Genomic DNA, 21,572 nt, shown 5'->3' with positions numbered 1-21,572 from the left:
TATCTTTTAAAACCTTACGTTTAAGCCCACCACATACAGCTTGGTCAAAGGGTAGAACCAGCCGGAGGTACCGGTTGCCATTTCCGGATCCCAACCCTTGTAATACTTCGACAGGGTAAAGAGATTTTCCCCGCTCGCGTACACTCTCACGTTTTGAAGGAAGCTCTTTTGTAAGAGAGACTTGGGCAACGTATAGCCTATCTGGGCGTTTTTCAACCGGATAAACGTGGCATTCTTGTACCAGAAATCGGTTCTGTTTGTCCCGTAAAAACCTGAGCTCATGAATGCCATTTTCGGGTAGGCGGCATTCGGGTTCGGGTTAGCTGTTGTCCAATGGTTTTCGTAAGCGTCTCTCTGTACGTTGCCGTTGTTTTCAAGCGGGAAGAAGAACTGGCCTATGTTAATCATGTCGCGACGGCCTCCTTCACCCTGGAAAAACAGGCTGAGATCAAAATCCCTGTACCCTGCATTCAGGTTAATGCCGTAAGTAGTGACGGGAAGCGGCATCCCGATCACGCGGCGGTCATAAGTATTGTCGACAACGCCATCGGGTACGCCCTGAGGTCCGCTCAGATCCTTGAATTTGATTCCACCGGGCGCTGCGAGAAATGCAAAGGGCTGAGTGGGCGCTTCCGCTACTTCTGCCGCATCGACAAACAAGCCGTCGCTCACGAAACCGTAAGCCGAGCCGATCGGCTCACCCACGAAAAGGCCTCTGTTGATATCTCTTTGCAAATGCGCCAGCTTGGTCACCTTATTCCTCACTACCGAGAACACGGCAGAAGCTCCGTAGGTGAAGGCACCCGCACTGCTCCTGTACCTTAAGTTAAAATCCCAACCCTTGTTCTGTACCGAAGCTGCATTAGAGGGGGAAGGAGATGCTCCCAGCGTGTTAGAAACCGAGACATTGTAAAGAATGTCATCCGTATTCTTTATAAAGTAGTCAGCAGAGAAGTTCAACCGGTTGCCAAAAAAGGCCAGGTCAACGCCAAAATCGGTTACGGTTGTCGTCTCCCAGGTAATATTTTTGTTGGCGATCGTAGTCACCGCACCGCCCGGCTGCAATTCGTTTGCAAACGGGTAGTTCTGGCCCAAAGAGATCAGATCCTGGTAAGGATAGTTTCCTATAGACTGGTTCCCCAACTTACCCCAAGACGCGCGGAGCTTCAGGTCAGACATCCATGAAACAGACTGCTGGAAAAAGTCTTCCCGCGAGATACGCCAGCCGCCGGAGAAAGACGGGAAAGCTCCCCAGCGCTTATTAACCGGGAACCGGGAGGAGCCGTCGTACCGGATATTCGCCTCAAAAAGGTACTTTTCTTTGAAGTTGTAATTGAACCTTCCGAAATAAGAGGCAAGCGTATTTCTCGATGAATTACCGCCCTGTGTGCCGCGGGTCGTGGCGCCTGCGTCAATTTCGTAGATACTATTGTTCGGGAAAGCATCCCTGTAAGCGCTGATATTCCTTCCTTCAAACGCCTGGCTCATAAAACCCCCGAGAAGCGAAATGTTATGGTTACCGAACGACTTGGCATACTCGGCAAGAGACTGCATTGTCAAACCGGTACTCTGAGACCAGCTGTTATTAAGACTGTTCAGCGTAATTCCATATGTCGAGGTAATCGGGTAAGTTGCAATGAAGCCTTTGTATTCTGAAGCAGCGTGGGTATACCCAATCTGTCCGGTCAATTTCAGACCGTCCACGATGTTCCAGATCAAGCTCGTATTGCCATAAAAATTTATTCCCGCATTCTTTACAAATGAAGCGCTGTTCAGATCTGCCTCCGGGTGCATGGTTTCATTCCTTGTATAAAAGCCGTCCGGAGTTTTAAAGGCCAGGGCATTCGAATTCCGCATAGCGCCGGCGACAATACCGCCTAACCCTGCGGAATAGGGTCCCGAAGGCTCATTGCTTTGGGTTTTGATCCCGGCCAGCCGAACACTCAGCTTCAGCTTTTCATGAAGTTTCGTGTCAAGGTTCAGCCTGATGTTGTAACGGTTGGCATTGTTCTTCATGATCAGACCGTTCTGGCGATAGAAGCCGGTTGAGAACATGTACTGAGTCTGGTCGTTCCCGCCCCGCATTGAAATGTCATGCTTGGTTTCAACACCGCTTCCTGAGCCGAAAAGATAGCCTATGTGATCGAAATTAGGGTATGCGGGGTCTGAGCCGCTTTTGAATTTCGCTATTTCGTCGGCCGAATAGCGGGGCTGCTGGCCTGCATTGACGTTGGCCTCGTTCACCATTTCGGCATATTCCCACGAATTGACCATTTCCGGCATCATGGTCGCCTTTTGCTTACCCACATACATGTTGTAACTGAACACCGGCTTGCCTGAAACCCCTTTTTTTGTTTCAATCAGGATAACCCCGTTTGCTGCCTTCGAACCGAAGATAGAGGCCGAAGCCGCATCTTTCAAAACCGAAACGCTTTCGATGTCCGCGGGATCAACAGCGTCGATCGATGACTCGATCCCGTCGACCAATACCAGCGGGTTTACCCCCGCGCCACTGAACGTCCCCTGCCCGCGAATGACAAGCGAGGCCGCATTTCCGCCCGGGTTACCCGAAGTCTGGCGTACGGAAATACCACTCATCTGCCCCTGGAGCGCCTGCGACGCCCTGGTAACGGTGCGTTTCTCAAGGTCTTCCGCCGTTACCGTTCCGACTGCGCCCGTCAGGTTGACTTTCTTTTGCGTGCCGAAACCAACTACCACTACTTCCTCGAGTCCTTTGGCATCTACCGCCATCGATACATCCACTTTAGTCCGGCTGCCGACCTGCAGCTCCTGCGACACGTACCCTACAAAAGAAAACACCAGCGTTGCATTGTCATTCGGCACATTGATGGCGTAATTACCACCGCCGTCGGTGCTGGTGCCCTGTTGGGTCCCTTTGATCAAAATACTTACACCCGGCAACGGATCACCTTTTTCATCGGTAACACGGCCGTTCACCATCCGGAACAGAGGCACGACGCTCTCAATCTGGCGGACCAGTAACTCCGGGTGCGTCATCGGGCCGGAACGCGGTCCTGCCGGTACCGCTCCCTTTTTCAATTCCGGTTCGTCGTTCTTTCTGAATAATCTCCGCGCAAAACCGCGTTTTTCAAGCACGATGGTCTTTTCTATAAAAGAATAAGTAATCGGCTGGCCTTTAAACACTTCGTCCAGCACCTCCGTCAAGGGAGCGCCGGTAGAATTAATTGTAACCGGTACAGTGCCTTTCAGCAGCCGGCTGTTATAGAGAAAATCATATCCTGTCTGTGCCCTGATCTCCATGAAGATCTTTTCCAGGCCGCTATTCCGTACATTCAGCCTAACGGTCTGTGAATATACGGCAGCGTTTACCTGAATCAACGTCACGAAAACGATCAAGGCTGTCAGCTTCATTATGAGTAATGATTTCAGGATCTTGCCGTACATCTCCCGGGATATACGGCTCCCCAGGCGCCCGGGCACAACAAATTGGTTTAGTGAAAAGTAATGCATACTTTTACCATGTTTTGGTGAAGGTTTTTTTTACATGATACAGCGTGATAAGATCTACCTGCTTGCCGAAAACATATTATTCTACTGCTTCGGGGCCTAGACCGAAGCAGTTTTTTTATGCGCAAACAAGAAAAACCCTACGTTCCCGGTCGTCTAACCGGACTGTTTTCTTCTGGTTTTAATCATGATGCATAGAAAGGTTAGGGGTTTAAGAATAAACAAAATTTTTACGGAGAAGCTAATGCCGACGCCGCTATTACTTTCACTTTTGCATTCCCGACCATCTCGAATCTGACCTCACCGCTATGCTGCAGGATGGCCAGCACATTGGATAAGGACTTATTGCGGGACACATAGCCATTAAATCTCTCGCCTGAAGTACTTCCTACATACTCCACTTCAATATCATACCATCGGATAAGCTGCTGCATGACCTCTTTCAGTTCGGTATCCCTGAAATGGAAAAAGCCGTTGGTCCAAGCCAGATCGCCTTCGATATCTGCCTTACGGACAGAAATCACATCTTTCTTTCCTTTACCCGATCCGGCCTTCCCGCCCGCATCCTTACCCGGAGAATTCCGCACCAGCGACTGTTCACCCGGTTTCAACTGCACCGAATTCCCCGTAGTCTGCTCTTTTACATTCACGCCGCCTTCCAGCAGCGTCGTTTTAATATAAGAATCGTCCGAAAAGGTGTTCACGTTAAACTTGGTACCCGTCACTTCAATGGCCTGCCCGTTGCTGATCACTTTGAAAGGTATCCGTCGTCCCGAAACCATAACGCGCGCTACTTCGAAATAGGCCTCGCCCGAAAGCTCAACCTTACGCTCCACAGGGTCGAATGTTACCGGAAAACGCAGGGAGGACATTGAGTTCAGCCGCACCTTCGTTCCATCAGGCAGCAACACCTGGTATTGGCCCGATCTTGGCGTGGCCACCGTGTTGTACTCTTTGCGGAGGTTCTGAGCCGAGACTTTATAGTTCTCCATTGGATCATACACCAGCTGCCCGTCACCGCTTTTCTTGATTTGTACCAAAGACTGCTTCGCAATCTCGCCGTTCCCGGCGTCTGATAAAACGATAGATGCCCCGTCAGACAAAGTCAGGAGCGCTTTGTTATCACCCGGGGCAACGTCAGTCGCTACCGCTGACTGAGCGGCCTGCACGGGTGCGGGCGCCCGGTAAAAGCGATCGTACGTGAAGTACAACCCACATACCAGTACCGCAGCGGCAGCTACCCTCGGTAATACCCACGCCAGGCCGATCTTCCGGTTCTCCCTTTCCTGCAGAAGATCCCACTCATCGAGCCGGCCTTCAATTTTGGACGCCAGGAAGCGGTCTGCAGGAGACATTTTCTCCGGTGCATATTCTGCTGACAAGTCCTGATAGTCGCGCATTACTTCGTCAGCCTGCTTTTCATCCAGCGAAGCAAACCAGGCCAAAAAAGCCCGGTGCTCCGCCTCGCTGTGCTGCTGGCGAAGGTATTTCTCGAAAAACCGATGATAGTCTGCTCTTCTCATACATTCTGAAAGACGCATGAGGTTTCAAAACGCACCCCTCGGAAATGAAAAAAAATTTGGGGGTGAGGGGTGAGGGGCTGGCTCATACCTCACCGCTCAAACCTCACCCCTATTCTGCTACTTTCTTTTCCTTTTGATAGGTACCGAAACCGAACATGGTCGGGGCGTATTCGCCCACTATGGCAACGTCCGCATTTTCGGGAAGGCTACTTTCGCTACCAACCGCCCAGTAGCATGCATTTACCAGCAACCGGCGCAAATCCTCGTTCAGAAAATCCATCGACGCGCCCATGGTGGTTACAAATGCTTTGCCCTTTTTCCCCGAATCGGCGGTATACTCGCGCGTCCAGGCAAGCGGCATCATGGTTTTCCCCCATACCGGCGCGCTCTCCCGGGTCATGCCGTCAACCGGCTGGCCCCACAGCAATATCTCCGCATCTGCCGGCAAATTTTTAATGCCATAGACATCGGTGATCCCCCAGATTTCCTTTATGCCTTTCAGGACAGGGTGCCCCTTTTGCTGTTTCGTGCCGTCGATCAAAGCCCGGGTTCCTTCCTTGCCGTTTGCCCCGTGGTGACTGACCCAGGTCTCCCCCAGGATTTTTTTTCCGAATCCGTTTTCCCACCCCTTCCGGGTACTGGTAAAACCGTACCTGGCATAGCGACTGTCCGGTCTTTTGGCATAGCGAAAGGCATGGGTCGCGGTACGGATCCCTATAATGGGCTTTCCAGCCTGCAGGTATTGATCGAAATAGGCCATCTGGTCATCCGGGTATTCCCGGAACCGCGTCGCGAGGATCACCAGGTCAGCCTTCTCCAACTGTTCCATTCCACGCATATACTGGTGCTCGTCCGGATCGACAAAACCGGTAGCCGGATTTATCGAAAACAAAACAGTCGTTCGGAATCCGTGGCGGGCTGCCAGAATTTTGGCAAGCATCGGCATGGACTCTTCAGACCGGTAGGCCTCATCTCCGGCGATCAATACGATGTATTTGTTTTTATTTAAAGAGGCCTCCGGCTCAAAAGTAAGCGCATTCTGATGTTGTCCGGTTCCGGTGATCGCCTGTCCCAGTAAAGCCATCGCAATTCCCGCGGTCGCCATCTTTTTCCGAAAATATTTTAAACTCCCGGATATGCGCCTGCCAACATCCGGCATTCCTTCTGAATAATCTCTTCTCATTTTTCAAGTGTATAAAAATTGATGTGATGATGCGTTCCTTGCAGCCTGCACCTCATGCCTATTTCTTCAGTTTAAAAGCTACCAGGGCGTCGCCCTTCTTCGTTCCAAGAGTAGTACCACCACAGGAAAGCACGACGTACTGCGCCCCGTTTACCTCGAAAGTGCTCGGCGTGGAAAAAGCCGGCGCCGGCACGTCGGTCTCCCACAACAAAGCGCCGTTTTCCTTATCGAATGCCCGGAATTTGGCGTCCTCGGTAGCGGCTATAAACAAGATTCCTGAAGCAGTCAGAATAGGCCCCCCATAGTTCTCCGTCCCGCTATTGGGAATGCCGCGCGCTTTATAGGATGGGATCTCCCCCAGCGGGACCTGCCATTTCTGCTGCCCTGTATTCATGTCAATCGCAGTAAATCTACCCCAGGGCGGCAGTATTCCCGGTCTCCCTTCACGATCCAGGAACTTGGTGTACCCTTTGAATGTCCACGCATCGGCCGGGCTCGTCTGACCGTGAATAGGGTCTTCCCCGGACCCTTCTTCTTTTTCCCCGAAAAGGAAGCCGATCAGCGCTTTTTTGTCGGATGCCGACAACTGCGGAAAGCCCGGCATCATGCCCCGGCCTCTCGAAATCAGGTTGGCCAGGTCGTCATGCGAAAGCTTCTCTTTAACCGATACCAGAGAGGGAAAGCCGCTGGCAGGATTTCCCAGCCGGTCGGGACCGTGGCAGGTGGAGCAGGTGTTGCGATACACCCGCTCTCCACCCGAAAACTGTGCTTCTCCCTCCGACGTAGGCCGGAGCGTCAGGATCCAGGGGACTTCATTTGAATTCACGTACAACATGCCATCCGAGTCAACGGCGGCCCCACCCCATTCCGCGCCGCCCATTAGCCCGGGCGTCACCATGGTAGGCACCTCTCCGACCGGCAGGTATTTACCCTTGCGATAGGAGTGATAAACCTTTTTAAGCGAGTCATAATCGGGAGAATGGATATTCAGATCGCTTTCCAGGATTTCCTGCCGGGCAATGGGCAGCGGAAGTTTGGGAATGGGTTGCGTAGGCCACGCTTCCTCTTCCGCGATGGGCGAAGCCGGAACCTTCACCTCCTCTACAGGAAAAACCGGCTCGCCCGTGTCGCGGTCAAAGACAAAAATGTACCCCTTTTTGGTTTGCTGCACGACTACCTCCCGCTCCCTGCCATCCTTACGAATGGTCATCAGGTTGGGGGGAGAGGGCAAATCCATATCCCAGATATCGTGCCTGATAATCTGGTAATGCCATTTCCGCTTCCCGGTGCGGGCATCCAGTGCCAGCAGGGTGTTGGCGAAAAGATTCTGGCCCTTCCTGCTTCCCCCAAAAAAGTCGGGAGCGGCCGACCCTGTCGGCACATAGATCATTCCGCGTTTGTAATCCACGGTCATACCCGTCCAGTTGTTGGCCGCTCCGACCACGCCCTTGGTATGTACATCTTCCGGCCAGGTATCGGCACCAAACTCTCCTTTTCGGGGGATTGTGTGGAAAACCCAGGCCAGCTCACCCGTTTTAACGTGGAACGCCTGGAGAAAACCCGGGGCTGCTCCGGCCTCTTCCATCATGACCGTCGGCATAATAATCAAGTCTTCAAATATGGTCCCGGGCGTTCTGGACATCAGGTATTTACCCTTGCCGTTTTCGCCAAGCCCGGTTCTGAGACTTACCTTGCCGTCTTCTCCAAAGGTCCTGATCACTTCGCCGGTCTCTGCATTAAGCGCATACAACCATTCGTCATAGCTAAACAGGATCCGCTTGTCGTCGTCTTTCTGCCAAAAAGCCACCCCCCTGTTTTTCAGGAAGTTTTTCTTCTCCGATGGGGCAAACCGCCACTTCTCCTTTCCGGTTGCGGCTTCCAGCGCAAAAGCCTCGCTCGCCGCCGTCAGGCTGTAAAGCGTACCGTCAATTACGATCGGGTTGCACTGCCATACTCCCGAGTCTCCTGAATTATACACCCAGGCTACCTCCAGGTCTTTGATATTCTCTTTGGTAATCTGGTCCAGGGCTGAAAAATGGCTCCTTTCAGGTCCGCCAAGGTATTCCGGCCAATCTTTCGGGTTTTGCTTTCGGGTGCAGGCATATACCAGGAAATGGCCGGCAATCAGGATCGCTAATAGTCTCATAAAAGGTTTTTTGGGGTGTGAGGCGTGAGGTGTCAGGTGTGAGGTGTGAGGTGTGAGGTGTGAGCTTTAAGGTGTGAGGGTTGCCGCTCACACCTTAAAGCTCACCACCCGGATAAAGTTACTCCCAGTCCGGGTTTTGCGTGTATTGGTCGTTCAAAGTCAGCTCCACACCAGGTATCGGGTTCAGGTAATCCCGGCCCGGCTTGAAGCCATATCCGTTAGGAAGCGCTTTCTGGTAGGCGTCTATGTATCCTTTCTGGTCTACGAATACGTGGGTGCCGACCACCATCTCCGGGTAGTCTGCCTGCACAAACTTAGCGCCGGCCGGTCGCTTCCCTGTGATGGACTCGTGCGCCCGCCACCGCATCAGGTCGTACAGGCGAAGCCCTTCAAATGCGAGCTCCACCCGTCTTTCCCGCCGTACTTCGTTGATAACCGGCGACAAGGCAGGATACGTCCAGTTCGGATCCGGCGTAATGTTGGTTAGTACCAGGTGCGGCATACCTACGCGGTCTCTCAGCTTGTTGATCGTCACGTCAACATCGGCCTGGGTCAGCTCGCCCAGCTCCGCCTTTGCTTCCGCGAAATTCAACAGGGCCTCGGCATACCTGAATATAATAGAGCCGATTTCTGACTGGTAGTAGTTGGCTTTCAGGTTGTCGCCCCACGCATTGGAATACTTCTTCAGCTGATACCCGGTAACGCAGCGGTAGGACCCGGTCTGGTGAATATCCGCCCGGACAAACTTGGTAGTATCTCCGCTTCCCAGGATATTTACGGCATCGCCCGGCACCCAAATACTCTGCGCCAGGCGCGGGTCCCTGTTTTTCACCACCCGGGCAAGGGTGCCGTCACCTTCATAAAGTTTACTTTTCGCGATCGGCAAACCATCCGTGCACAAATAAGAATTTACCAGCTCGCCAGTGATTCCCATATCATTCCCCCAGATGCTGGGGGCCCAGCGGACGAGCCCGAGGCTGTTGTCCCATTTCTTCCAAAGCAGCACTTCCGGGTTGGCGCTGTAGTCTTTCTGTCCAAAGAAATAATAGTAGTTGGTTTTAGGGTCGCTGCCGATATGGATCCTGTAAAGATCGCCGGCGATTAATTGCCCGGCAGCCTCTTTCGCGAGTTCAAGGTACTTTTTCCCGTCGGAACCGGATACTCCGAAGGTCGTTCCCGCATGGTACTTTTCCCAGGTCCCTTCGAAAAGGCACACGCGCGATTTGAACAATTGCGCGATCTGCCGGTTGAGCCGGAAGGGCGTGGCGGTCTCCTTACCCTTCATCTTCCCGATGGCCCTGTCAAGATCGGCAATGATAGAATCCGCCACTACGTTTCGCGGGTCTCTCGCCGTGTATAACCCTGCGTCGTCATCTTTCAGCGGCTTATTGATCCAGGGAACTGCACCAAAATCCCGGAGCAGCCCAAAGTAGAAATACGCCCTGAAAAAGTACGCTTCGCCGACATAATGTTCCCACAGATTTTTTGCACCGTTAACGGTTTTGTAGTTCTCCAGGAAATAGTTCACACTCCTGATTTGCGCCCATGCACTGCTCCAGCTTCCGCCCGATGCCGGCACTACCCGCGTGCCGGCGAGCGTAGCATTGAAACTGGATAAAACCAGGTTGTCGCTGTTGCCCTCCAGCAACGTGTAGTCGTTTCGGGTTTCGTTGGGAAAAACAGTGTAGTACTGGTTGACATACATTTCAAGATCGGTCGGTGTCTTCCAATAATCCGAGCCTGAAATAGCATCAAGGGGCTTTTTATCCAGAAATTCGCTGCAGGAAGAAAGCGCCGACACAGCAGCAAACAAGATAAATACATATAAATTTTTCATGTCGGTTCCCGTTTAAAATGAAACATTCAGTCCCAGTGAATAGGATCTTGACAAAGGATATACAAGCGGTGACGCGGTGTTGCTCACGTTTGCCTCCGGGTCAAACGACTGCATGATTTTGGAGAAAGTGAAAACATTTTCCCCGCTCACATACACCCGTACCTTTTCGATGCCGATTTTTCGCGTGGCCTGCGCAGGGATATTGAAGCCCAACTGGACATTTTTCAGCCGCACGTAGGACGCATTTTGCAGAAAGCGGCTCTGAACCTGCTGATTTTTGTTATTCTCAGCTGTCAGGTAGGGCCTTGCGAAATACCCGCCGGTGTTCTCGGGACTCCAGTAATTAATGCTATGCTCCTGGAGAACGGTAGCTGTCCAGGCCGGGCCGAAACCGAAGAAAACCTGGTTTCCCATCCAGAGATCTCGTTTCCCCACTCCCTGCCAGAACATGGTAAAGTCAAACATCTTGTAGTTCAGTCCCAGGTTAAGGCCGTATAGGAACCTGGGCGAAGTATTGCCGATCACTTTCAGATCGCCCGGATTGGCCACGGTCTGGTCTCCCCGGGTTATTTTACCGTCCTGGTTCAGATCCTGGTATTTAACGTCGCCGGCGCCCCAGACGCTGTACAGCTGCGACTGGTCAGCCCACTCCTGCGCTTCCTGTTTGGACTGGAAGAGGCCTGCTGTTTCGAATCCCCAGATCTGACCGTAAGTCTGGCCCTCATAAAAATTCGAGATCAGGCGGGTAGGGTTATTGTACTTTCTGATGGTGGTTTTGTTGTCCGAAAAAATAAAGTTGACATTGTACCCGAAACCGCTCTGCAAGGTCTGGCGCCAGCTAACCGAGAGTTCGATTCCTTTTGTTGAAAGCGTCGCATTATTCTTCAGGGGTACACTGGCTCCGTAGGAAGCCGGCAGCGTTTCTCCCGGCCCGAACATGTTCCGGGTAGTCCGATTGTACCATTCCAGGGTCAGGCCCAGCCGGTTGTCCAAAGCTTCGGCGTCGATCCCGAAATTAACCGTCTCGGACGTTTCCCAGGTAAGGCCGAGGCTTCTGTTATTCGGAACCGTGGCATATACCGGCCTGGCGCTTCCCATGATCCAATTGAGATTGGTCACAATGGGTATGGTCTCTTCGTGCAGGTAATTGGCTACGTTCTGGTTCCCTAAAGTGCCGTAAGAGGCCCTGAATTTCAGTGTATTGACCACATCGGCAAACGGCTTCCAGAAGTCCTCTTTCCAGATGTTATAGCCTACCGCTGCCGAAGGGAAAAAACCCCATCTCCTACCTTTCTGGAACCGGGATGAGCCGTCGTATCGGCCGTTCAGTTCAACCAGGTACTTTTCATCAAAATTGTACGAAACCCGCATAAACGTACCCAGAGTCGACCAGTGCGACATATTGTCCTGCAGGTCCATTGCGCCGATAGCAGTACTGATTGAAGGCACGGACTCCGTCACCAAATCGCGGCGCCAGCCATTCAGGAGCATGTTGTTGGACAATTCGGCCTGGCCGCCCAACAGCAGGTTCACGTAGTGCCGGTTAAATTGCTTCGCGTATTCGGTATACACGTTAGAGGTGATGTATTCATTGTGTACGAGTTCCTGCCGCATCCGGTTCCAGTTCTGGCTGTAATGCTTGATCGGTGTAACCCCGTCGGTAGCAAGGCCCCACACAATGGCCCGGTGATGCCCTCTTTTATAACCGTAGAAATTATAGCTGAGGTCGGCGTTTACTTTCCAGTCACGGGTAAGGTTCAGCTGAAGCGACGGGCTGAACCACAGGTCCGTCGTATATTGTTTGTCACTGCCGCCGTTCTGCAGTACCCCGGGCAGGTTTTTGTCGAGCGCAAAATCACCGTTGGGGGTGTAAACCGGGTCTGTAGGCCAGGAAATGGCCATCATGTTATAATTGGCAAAGCGGTTATTAACATCCTGCGAAATCAGGTAGCGCTGATAACTCCGGTTGAACTTTGTTTTCAGGAATATGGTCAGTTTGTCCGAAACTTTCAGAGAGAGGTTGGATGCCAGGTTAAAACGCTGGAATTTCTCGTGGGCAAAATTGAACTTCCCGGCGTCGTCGAGCCAACCGAGACCCACGTAGTAATTTGCATTTTTCGAAGCTCCGCTGATGCCCAGGTTATGTCGTTGTGAAAACACCACATCTTTATACAGGACATCCCACCAGTCGGTGTTGGCGTTACCCTGGTTCCAATATCCCCACCCATTCGGGTCTCGCGGGTCCGCAACCATCGAGGGCGTGTTCTCCGGGTCATTCTGGTACTTGATGATACGTTCTATGGTAGCATCTGAAAAAATTGCATTTTGTCCCGAATTGGTTGCCGCTTCATTAATCGCCCGGGCAAACCGGAGAGAGTTGACAAAGCCGGGCATATTGGTGGGCTGCGCCCAGGAAAGGTTATTGCTGTAGTCGGTTTTTATTTTTTCGGATCCTTTACCGGTTTTTGTAGTAATCAGGATAACGCCATACGCCGCCCTGGAGCCATAAATTGCGGTGGAAGCGGCGTCCTTCAGGATCGAAACAGACTCCACGTCGGCCGGGTTTATTGAATTGATGTCCATAGGCGTACCGTCAACGAGAATCCACGGCGCGCCGCCGGAAAGAGAGCCGATACCACGAATGTTTATCCCCATCCTGGAGTTAGGCTCACCTCCGGAAACCGAGTTCGTTGTAATATTGAGGCCGGGCGACACACCCTGCAACGCCTGATCCAGATTGTTAATCGGTCTGTTTTCCAGTCGTTCCGTGCTCACCTGGCTGACAGCACCGGTAAGGTTAACCTTCTTCTGTGTGCCATAGCCCACCACCACCACCTCTTCCAACGCCTTTTCATCTACCTGAAGGGTGATATCCAGCGACTTCCGGGCGCCTACAGCCACTTCCTGGCTGACGTACCCCACAAACGAAAAAACCAGTACCGCCTGTTGATTAGGAACCTGAATGGTATACTTCCCGGCTTCATCGGTAGCAGTTCCCTGTTGGGTACCGCGGACAAGAATGCTTACACCGGGCAAGGGCTCACCCTTTTCATCGGTCACTTTTCCACTCACCTCATCCGCCTGTGGATAGGAGGTTTCAATGCGTTTTGCCCAGGCTTCATTGGCCTGGGGGCCGGCCGGAAATCCAACGGGCTGTCTTTTTTGCTCCGCGGGCGCCTTTTTGCGGGCATCTTCCTTCCGCCAGCCCGCCTTTTTCTTCACCACAATTGTTTTTTCGATAATCGAATAGGTGATGGGCTGGTTTTTAAACACCTCATCCAGGATTTCTTCAAGCGAGGCCCCCACGATATGAAGCGTAACCGGCGTTGTTCCTTTTAAAAGACGGCTGTTATAAAGGAAATCGTAGCCTGTCTGCGAGCGGATTTCCATAAAAATTTTTTCCAGCCCGCTGTTTTTTACGTTTATTCTAACGGTCTGAGTGTATACGCGATCGTTAGCCTGCGCAATACTACCCGCAAGCAGGCACAGGAGCAGCGCGAAAATAGCGACTGTTCTCGTTAATCCCGTCCCGGTAAATCTTGAGAACCCATAGAGGATCCTGCACAACTGCCTGAAAGGCAATTGCTTTAGTGAGAGGTGATGCATACTTTTACCCTGTTTGATTGAAGGTTAGTTTTACATAATGCGATGTGATAAGACCAATCTTCCGGCAATAGCGTTCTATTAACTGTTTCGGCCCTTAACCGACACAGCTTTTTTCTATGGTACGCTCCTGACCGTTCGCCTGTCTTATTTGAGTTTTCCCGGTTGAATCATATCATTCAGGATTTTTAGGTTTAAGAATAGGGTCTTCGGCTTGTGGGTATTTTACCGGCAAACTACCCGAAAGAGATGAGATGTCTCCCTTGCCGACGTACAATTAAAAGACGCATACGCCATGCACGCGCACCCCTCTAAACAAAAAATAATTTTAAGAGAAAAGAAGTCGTCAGAATAAAATAAGGCAGAAGACGATACTGATGGTCATTTCCCCCCGATTTCTAAGGTACTCCATAATGGAAGACGAGGCGGCATAGTATTGTTTCTTGACGACAGATTTGGAAATTTTCAGCTTGTCCGCAATTTCATCCAGCGACAGGCCTTCCTTGGTCCGCAGCTCAAAAATATGCCTGCGTTTTTCAGTAAGGCGGTCAATAGCAAGCTCCGCGACAGAATGGTATTCTTCGTAACAAAGTTCATCGTCGAGGCGCACGCCGCTGTCTTCAGTACCAGGGGCCATCAACTGCATAACCTTCCTTTCCAGCTTGGCCCGCCTGAACTTGTCGAGCAGCAGGTTTTTTGAAACGGTAAATGCGTACGCTTTGAAAGATTCTACCTCCGCAAGGTTTTCCTTCTTCTCCCACATTTTCAGAAAAGCGTCCTGGACTACCTCTTCGTTGTCATCCCTGGACGGGTTGAAGAGATAAAGATATTTCATCAGACCAGGCAGATGGGCAGTATACAAGAGTGAAAACGCATATCTGTCACCCAAAGCACTTTTCTTGAGCAACTCTTTTTCTGCTACATCCATCCCAGTCAGTGGTTTAGTTCACGATACCGGAGTTAAGGTATTTGGCTTAATACTTGGCAATAAAACCCAAATGTAATAAATAAAACAAGTAAAATGCAATCTAAAATTTCAAGATGCATTTTACCTGTTTACCGGTGGTAGACCTGCCGCACTTCCGGGAAGCTTACGGCCGGACTACTAGCCCTTCACCAATTCGATCACGGTAATTTCCGGAAGAATACCTACCCTGCCCGGATATCCGATAAAACCATATCCCCGGTTAACATAGAGGTATTGATCGCTTTCCCGGTATAAACCCGCCCAGCGTTTATAGTTGTATTGAGCAGGACTCCAGCGAAAGCCGGGGATTTCGATCCCAAACTGCATGCCGTGGGTATGGCCCGCCAGCATGAGGTCTATTTCGGGGTGCTCCTGGCGAACCTGCAGGTCCCAATGGCTGGGGTCATGGGAAAGCAAAATTTTTACGGGGAAATCGTCCGTTCTTTCCATCGCTTTGTCGAGGCTGCCGTATTTGGGAAAGCGTCCGCCGCCCCAGTTCTGCACCCCGATGAGACCGATTGACTCGCCCTCTACAGTGATTGCCTTATTTTCATCCAGCATCAGGTTCCATCCCAAAGCTTTGTGAGCGGCCAGCATATCCTTGAAATTCTGCTCTTTGGCTGCCACACTCGCCCATTGCCGGTAATCTCCATAGTCATGGTTTCCCAGAACGGAATAAACCCCCATCGGCGCCTTTACTTTTTCAAATACCGGCACATACAATTTCGCTTCCGACGTCTGTTCGTTTACCAGGTCTCCCGTAAAAACCACGAGATCGGCCTTCTCGTTCATCAGCATTTCAACACCCCGCATCACCGCTTTTTTATTATAAAAGCTGCCGGTATGTATATCAGAGAGCTGGGCGAGTTTTAAACCGTCAAATTTTGCGGGCAGGTTTTTCAGCGACAGGCGAATGCGCTTGACGCGGTAGTCATAGGCGCCGGAGGCAATGCCGAAAACGAGTGTTCCTGCCATTCCCAGCCCGGCGGCGGCGGCCGTTTTCGTCAGGAATTCCGATCGCGGTATCACCGGAACATCCGGAGCGCGGTTTTCCTTTTTCACTGGTTTGAGTCCCGACGTTCTGAGCATCCAAAGGGCACCTCTCCGCAAATCGTCCACTGAAAGCACCAATATGGACACCAGTTTGGCTACAAGCGGAACGCCGATCACGACGAAACCGATCGTGCGGAGGTTGTGGGGCATTCTCTCACCCGGGAAAGCGACGAACAGCACCAATACCATCAGCACAATAGCGGTATACCCCCAAAACAGCACGGCTGACATCCGCTGCAGGGCTGTTTTTTGAGGAGGAATCAATGATCTTAAAGCCGACCAGATATACCGGTCGACCAGAAGTATGAAAAGCGCGAGGATCAGTATCCCAAAAAATGAGTTCATTTCAATTCGATTTCCGGGTCAGACCCCTTCTGCCACTACCTCTTTCACCCCAGGCACCATGCGCGTCAGCAGGTTTTCTATCCCTGCTTTCAAGGTCAGCGTAGCAGACGGACACCCACTGCAGGAACCCTGCAGCATCACTTTTACCTTCCCGTCCTGCTCATCAAAAGAATGGAAATTGATGGCTCCGCCGTCCGATTCCACCGCCGGCCGTACATACTGGTCCAGCACTGCCTTGATTTTCTGCACCGTTTCGGATTCATCCGCCGAAACGACAACGGTATTCTTTGAAATGGTCGCATCGTCGAAAACGGGCTGCTCCTCCTCAAAATAAATCTTCAAAAAAGATTTCACATCCCGGAGCACATCTTCCCACTGGGTCTCGTCATCTTTTGACAGGGTGACAAAGTTGCTTGCCACGAATACGCGCTGGACAAAAGGGAATTGAAACAGGTCGGCAGCAAGGGGAGAAACCCGTCCTTCTTCCAACGCAGCAGACTGCGAGGGATAGTCGAAAGAAAGCCCGTCGGGGACCAGTTCGAAATTAAGTACGAACTTCATGGAGTTTGGATTCGGGCTCAACTCCGTATATATAAAGATGGGGCGTTTTAACATAATTCAATCAGATATTAACCGGCATTTCTTTAGTTCGTAAGTAGTAACACAACAAGTGTCTTTTCGGTTCGTGTTCCATCCTGATGAAAGCCAAAAACTGATCAAAACCGGTATATTTACGGATATGGAAAATTTGCTCAACATTTCCGACTTCAATGCCTCACCCGAGCTCAGAGAAAAACTGCTCCAGTACAGCATAAAAAAAACTGCTCCGGCGGGCAGCGTCATTCTTAACGAAAACGGCTATATCAAAGCCATTCCGATTGTCACAAAGGGTAGCATACGTGTAATTCGTACGGATGAAGACGGACGGGAAATTTTGCTTTACTACATCAAAAGCGGAGAAAGCTGCATCATGTCTTTTCTGGGTGGACTTCACAATGAAGCCAGTAAAGTGAAGGCGGAAGTAGAAGAAGATGCTGAGATTTTATTCCTCCCAATCGACAAAGTCCCGCTATTCATTAAGGAATATCCCGACTGGCTGGATTATATTTTCAGGCTTTACCACAAGCGTTTTGAAGAGTTGCTCGAAATGGTCAATGACATCGCCTTCAAAAAGGTAGACGACCGGCTATTGATCCTGCTTCGAAAAAAATCCGAGCTGACCGGTTCACAAACGCTGCAGGTTACCCATGAACAACTGGCCAACGAGCTGGGAACGGCAAGAGTCGTGGTTTCGAGACTTTTAAAACAACTTGAAGAAGAAGGGAAAGTCAAACTCGGGCGAAACAAAATTTCCATTTTACAGGCACTCTGATCCTTCGCGCCTTCCTCATTCTTTTTTCTTCTGCCTCTGCGGGATTTTCCGCAAGCGATTGGGTAAGTCTGCACTTTTCGATGCTTTCCTGGAATAAACCTTATTTATTGCTGAGCAACAATGCGTTACCTATTCTTCCTTTTACTTCTGGCGGGGCTTTCAAGTTGCAGGCCCGATTCCTCCGGTAAGAACAACGCCCATCGGCTGATTCATAACAACGACGGAACAGAAATCCTGGGTAACAACTGGTACGGCAAGCGCCCGCTTACGCTATCGGACGTACACCGCTATGTGGACGATATCGCCGCTTCGCAGGTGACTACATTCATGATATGCTCGGGAAGCGATTTTTTTTATTACCGGTCCAAATACGGCGGGCTCATCGGCGATCCCGCTTTCGGTGGATGTCCCGGCAACAAGGATCTCGGCGCAGCACTCAACCGCTTTTACGAGAATGCGCTGGCCCTCGAAAAAGAGGGAACCGACATTGTTGAAGCAACCTTGAAAAGAGCGCATGATAAGAAAATGGAAGCGTTCATTTCCTACCGGATGAACGATCTTCACTTTGCGGATACCACCACAAATTACCCTCAGCAATATGGCAGCTTCTGGAGGGCTAATCCGCAGCTGTGGACCAGCGACAGTACCCTCAATGGCTGGAATGCGCGCAATGCACTGGATTTTGCACACCCCGAAGTCAGGGAATTTAAGCAGAACATTATCCGCGAACAGCTTTTGAAATACGGCAGCCTCATAGACGGCTATGAGCTGGATTTTATGCGCTTCATTGTCTATTTCAGGAAGGCGGAGGCTGTGCAAAACGCTCCCCTCATGACGGAGCTCGTTCGGTCGGTCCGGCAAATGGTGGATTCGGTCGGCAAAATCCATCATAAAAAAATCCTCCTTACGGCGCGTGTCCCGGCAACGCTGAAAGACTGCGATGCCAAGGGGCTGGATGTCCGGGAGTGGGCGAAGCTGGGGTTGATTGATTTCCTCACCTTAGGCGTACATTGGCTGGGTGAACCGGCCATGCCGGTTGCCGATTTCAAGAAAGACTTTGGAGCAGACCTTCCGGTATATGCCTCTATTGACGACGGCGGGTACAAACCCAGGGAAACTTACTCGCATGGCATGTATCGGGGAATGGCCTCCCATGCGCTTGCTCAGGGGGCGTCGGGGTCCTACCTGTTCAATTATTTTCTTACCGCTTATAATGATGCCGGCCAAAAGTCGGTACAGGTTCCCGGAACGCTCGTAAGCAGAACTATTTCACCGCTTTTGCTCCAGGAGATCGGATCATTGGAGACGCTTCGTAAGAGAAATAAAGTGTTTTGTCTTTCCGACGGAGCCACCTCCTATGACCTAACGCCTAACAGCCCTCTTCCTTTACATTTTACGGGAAGCGCAGAGGCCGGCATTTTTATAGGCGATAATGTAGCGGAGGGCGTACCGGAGGAGGTTATCCTGTTCGTGCGAACCGATGCGCCCGGCGATCTTACCACTAGTATTAACGGCCACGAGCTCAAGGACGTCCGTCCCGACTACCCTGGACTTTTTGATAAGCTTCTCGGTCTGTCGGACGGGCAGAAAGTGGTGGCCTACCTTGTTCCGGCCGACAAAATCCGAAGCGGAAAAAATGACCTCCGGTTTTCATCATCGGAAAAAACCGCAGTATACCGGATAGAACTGGCTTTGAAATACGGCCCGGTCGAAACCCATGGCTTTTTCTAGGTAAGAGTGTTCAATGGTTTGATCCGTCATAAGCTTCATGCCGAAAACACCAGATGGTTTGTTTTACTTCATTATTTTCTTCTTAACCACGGAGAGCGCAGAGTTATCTTTGTATCCTTTGTGGTTAAATAAAAACCACTGAGAGCACAGAGTTTCCTTTGCGCTCTTTGTGAGCTTTGCGGTTGTATTTCTTAAACCACAGGGAACGCAGAGAGCACAGAGCCACCCTTTGTGTTCTTTGTACCTTTGCGGTTTATCCTTAACCACAGAGAGGAACGCCGGTGTTTGCGCCCCGGAACCGGCAGACCGGGTTCACTGAAGGTTTACATGCAAACCGGATAGTACCCGATAGTAGTGTCGGCGAATATTCCCTAACTTTATTTTTAGTCTCAATCAATCTAAAGACAACCGGACATGGCAAAGCTTTTTACGCTTCTTTTTGTATTAGCGGTTATCCCGCAATTCGCGACGGCACAGGCTGATCGACTCGTATATCAAGGCGGAGCCGGGCCGGGAAAAGGGAAAAATATCGTCCTGATCAGCGGTGATGAAGAGTACCGCTCGGAAGAAGCGCTGCCCCTCATTGCAAAGCTGTTGTCCGCTCACCACGGTTTCAATACCACGGTGCTGTTTGCTACGGACCCGGAAACCGGCATTGTTAACCCCGAAAACCAAAACCATATCTCCGGGCTGGAAACGCTGAAAAATGCCGATCTCGTGATTATGATGATGCGCTTCCGTGAATTGCCGGATTCCGATATGAAATATTTCGATGAGTATCTCAAAGCCGGAAAGCCTATTGTCGCATTGCGTACCTCAACCCACGCGTTTAGTTACGGCAAAAACAAAACCAGTCCGTTTGCTCACTATAGCTGGAATGCCAAAGACGGTAAATGGCCCGGCGGTTTCGGCAAGCAGGTCCTCGGGGAAACCTGGGTTGCCCATCATGGCCACCACGGGAAAGAAGGCACCCGGGCGCTTCTGAACGGTACTTTCTCCAAACATCCTTTGCTGCAAGGTATTGACGACATCTGGGGCGAAACCGACGTTTATACCATCAATCAGCTCCCCGACAATGCCAAGGTGCTGCTTTGGGGCCAGGTTACGCTGGGAATGACGCCGGGCTCAGAGCTAACCTACAAAAAATCTGTTATGCCCCTCGCCTGGACCCGGGAATACCAGCAGGACAACGGCCGGAAAAACAGGATATTCGCCTCTACACTCGGAACAGCGCTTGAGTTTACCCGCGAGGATATGCGTCGATTGGTCGTAAATGCTGCGTTCTGGTCGCTTGGCCTGGAAAACAAAATCACACCCGATTTGAACGTATCCATTCCAGGCACCTACAGGCCTACCATGTTTGGCTTTGGCAAGCATCAAAAGAATAAAAAGCCGGCCGATTTCGAAGTCAGGTAGCCGGCCTGGCCCCCGGGTACTATTTCTTATTCTTAATGTGTCTAAAAGTAGAACGGCCTGAACCTGATACCTTCTCTGCCGGCAAACTCCACTGCGGGCGCCGGTATTTTTACCGAATTAAACACGGTGGCCATCGTTCGTAGAAACCGGTTCCGGATAGGAAGACGCGTCAGGTCCACATCCAGCGACAGATAGTACTGACGGTAAGGGGCGTATCCCATCCCCCTGCTTTTCCCGGGCTCGGCGGCTACCATGTTTTCAATTCCGTAGCCGACGGAAATACAAAGCCAGGCGGGCCAGCGCGAGCCTTTGAGAAAACTTCGCGGGCTGACGGACAGCCAGTACGTCTGACCGTTGTAATCTTTCAGCATTCGCTCTGCGCCGGAACGTCCCAGGAGCGCGGGCCGCATTTCAGCATACCCGGTAAAATGACCCGAAAATTTCGGAACTATGCGAAGCTCATCCCAAGCCAGCATTTGCCCGGCAAAAAGCACCGAACCGGCAAGATTGGCCAAAACGTCGGAGACAGAAAAACCGTAGTCAGGGGAGAAACCGTCGAGCAGCTCTATAGGCGTTTGAAACACAAAGCCCGACAGCGCGCCATATAAGATCCGCTGTCGCCGGCTGATCCCTGCCGACCGGTAAATTTCGGCGGTATAGCGACTGATCTGGTAGGCCGTAAACAAATGTCCGGCTTTGTCCATTTGCAGCCAGACCTGCCGGTCATCGCGAAAATGGAAGTTCGTCAACGGATTTTTATACCAACTTTTACTCAACCCGTAGACCGAACCCAGGTAGACCGCCGATTGCGCCGCGAAAATTCTGTGCAGTTTCCGATAGTCGGGTGCGGTGGAATCAGGTGCCGACACCATTGCTGTGTCCTGCTTCACATGGAGATTTTGCGCAG

General features: G+C 51.3%; 13 protein-coding genes. 3 read left to right on the top strand and 10 right to left on the bottom strand.

Translation table 11 applies throughout. From position 1 onward, the window contains the following. Positions 1-6: 6 nt before the first annotated feature. The 9 genes from ABD852_RS20145 to ABD852_RS20105 form a co-directional block, all read right to left on the bottom strand. Positions 7-3,492 carry a TonB-dependent receptor gene (locus ABD852_RS20145; RefSeq protein WP_345032195.1) on the bottom strand — a complete coding sequence of 1,162 codons (3,486 nt, stop codon included), beginning with the start codon at positions 3,490-3,492 and terminating at the stop codon, positions 7-9. A gap of 227 nt (positions 3,493-3,719) precedes the next feature. Then, positions 3,720-5,030, bottom strand: coding sequence for a FecR family protein (locus ABD852_RS20140; protein WP_345032193.1), 1,311 nt, complete (start codon positions 5,028-5,030; stop codon positions 3,720-3,722). Positions 5,031-5,121: 91 nt separating this feature from the next. Continuing rightward, the gene (locus ABD852_RS20135; RefSeq protein WP_345032191.1) at positions 5,122-6,195 is read right to left on the bottom strand and encodes a ThuA domain-containing protein; all 1,074 of its coding nucleotides are present in this window, start codon (positions 6,193-6,195) and stop codon (positions 5,122-5,124) included. Between the two features lie 58 nt (positions 6,196-6,253). Further along, positions 6,254-8,341: an outer membrane protein assembly factor BamB family protein gene (locus ABD852_RS20130; protein ID WP_345032190.1), complete on the bottom strand. Its 2,088-nt coding sequence runs from the start codon at positions 8,339-8,341 to the stop codon at positions 6,254-6,256. A 118-nt stretch (positions 8,342-8,459) separates the two neighbouring features. After that, positions 8,460-10,178, bottom strand: coding sequence for a RagB/SusD family nutrient uptake outer membrane protein (locus tag ABD852_RS20125; RefSeq protein WP_345032188.1), 1,719 nt, complete (start codon positions 10,176-10,178; stop codon positions 8,460-8,462). A 12-nt stretch (positions 10,179-10,190) separates the two neighbouring features. Then, positions 10,191-13,784, bottom strand: coding sequence for a TonB-dependent receptor (locus ABD852_RS20120; protein ID WP_345032187.1), 3,594 nt, complete (start codon positions 13,782-13,784; stop codon positions 10,191-10,193). A 343-nt stretch (positions 13,785-14,127) separates the two neighbouring features. After that, positions 14,128-14,709, bottom strand: coding sequence for an RNA polymerase sigma factor (locus ABD852_RS20115; RefSeq protein ID WP_345032185.1), 582 nt, complete (start codon positions 14,707-14,709; stop codon positions 14,128-14,130). Positions 14,710-14,886: 177 nt separating this feature from the next. Then, positions 14,887-16,146, bottom strand: a complete 1,260-nt coding sequence (locus tag ABD852_RS20110) for a metallophosphoesterase (RefSeq protein WP_345032183.1) — start codon at positions 16,144-16,146, stop codon at positions 14,887-14,889. An 18-nt stretch (positions 16,147-16,164) separates the two neighbouring features. Next, positions 16,165-16,761: a NifU family protein gene (locus ABD852_RS20105; protein WP_345032182.1), complete on the bottom strand. Its 597-nt coding sequence runs from the start codon at positions 16,759-16,761 to the stop codon at positions 16,165-16,167. Between the two features lie 124 nt (positions 16,762-16,885). Between ABD852_RS20105 and ABD852_RS20100 the strand changes: the two genes are divergently transcribed. The 3 genes from ABD852_RS20100 (at position 16,886) to ABD852_RS20090 (ending at position 20,665) form a co-directional block, all read left to right on the top strand. Then, entirely contained in the window at positions 16,886-17,518 is a 633-nt protein-coding gene (locus tag ABD852_RS20100) for a Crp/Fnr family transcriptional regulator (RefSeq protein WP_345032180.1), read from the top strand. 120 nt (positions 17,519-17,638) lie between these two features. Beyond that, positions 17,639-19,249 (top strand): glycoside hydrolase family protein, encoded by a 1,611-nt coding sequence (locus tag ABD852_RS20095; protein ID WP_345032178.1) that lies wholly within the window; start codon positions 17,639-17,641, stop codon positions 19,247-19,249. Positions 19,250-19,663: 414 nt separating this feature from the next. Next, on the top strand, positions 19,664-20,665 hold the full coding sequence (locus ABD852_RS20090; RefSeq protein ID WP_345032177.1) for a ThuA domain-containing protein: 1,002 nt from the start codon (positions 19,664-19,666) through the stop codon (positions 20,663-20,665). 41 nt (positions 20,666-20,706) lie between these two features. On the opposite strand, the gene ABD852_RS20085 is transcribed toward ABD852_RS20090, so the two are convergent. Next, the gene (locus ABD852_RS20085) at positions 20,707-21,555 is read right to left on the bottom strand and encodes a DUF2279 domain-containing protein (protein WP_345032176.1); all 849 of its coding nucleotides are present in this window, start codon (positions 21,553-21,555) and stop codon (positions 20,707-20,709) included. Positions 21,556-21,572: the final 17 nt, after the last annotated feature.

The organism is Ravibacter arvi, assembly GCF_039540405.1.
Classification (GTDB): Bacteria; Bacteroidota; Bacteroidia; order Cytophagales; family Spirosomataceae; genus Ravibacter; species Ravibacter arvi.
The sequence above is the reverse complement of the archived record's forward strand: the minus strand, read 5'-3'. Positions and strand labels throughout refer to the sequence as shown.

Bases quoted from the DNA above. Each gene is read 5' to 3' on its own strand.
- ABD852_RS20145 (WP_345032195.1), bottom strand. From the start codon at position 3,492: ATGCATTACTTTTCACTAAACCAATTTGTTGTGCCCGGGCGCCTGGGG.
- ABD852_RS20140 (WP_345032193.1), bottom strand. From the start codon at position 5,030: ATGCGTCTTTCAGAATGTATGAGAAGAGCAGACTATCATCGGTTTTTC.
- ABD852_RS20135 (WP_345032191.1), bottom strand. From the start codon at position 6,195: ATGAGAAGAGATTATTCAGAAGGAATGCCGGATGTTGGCAGGCGCATA.
- ABD852_RS20130 (WP_345032190.1), bottom strand. From the start codon at position 8,341: ATGAGACTATTAGCGATCCTGATTGCCGGCCATTTCCTGGTATATGCC.
- ABD852_RS20125 (WP_345032188.1), bottom strand. From the start codon at position 10,178: ATGAAAAATTTATATGTATTTATCTTGTTTGCTGCTGTGTCGGCGCTT.
- ABD852_RS20120 (WP_345032187.1), bottom strand. From the start codon at position 13,784: ATGCATCACCTCTCACTAAAGCAATTGCCTTTCAGGCAGTTGTGCAGG.
- ABD852_RS20115 (WP_345032185.1), bottom strand. From the start codon at position 14,709: ATGGATGTAGCAGAAAAAGAGTTGCTCAAGAAAAGTGCTTTGGGTGAC.
- ABD852_RS20110 (WP_345032183.1), bottom strand. From the start codon at position 16,146: ATGAACTCATTTTTTGGGATACTGATCCTCGCGCTTTTCATACTTCTG.
- ABD852_RS20105 (WP_345032182.1), bottom strand. From the start codon at position 16,761: ATGTTAAAACGCCCCATCTTTATATATACGGAGTTGAGCCCGAATCCA.
- ABD852_RS20100 (WP_345032180.1), top strand. From the start codon at position 16,886: ATGGAAAATTTGCTCAACATTTCCGACTTCAATGCCTCACCCGAGCTC.
- ABD852_RS20095 (WP_345032178.1), top strand. From the start codon at position 17,639: ATGCGTTACCTATTCTTCCTTTTACTTCTGGCGGGGCTTTCAAGTTGC.
- ABD852_RS20090 (WP_345032177.1), top strand. From the start codon at position 19,664: ATGGCAAAGCTTTTTACGCTTCTTTTTGTATTAGCGGTTATCCCGCAA.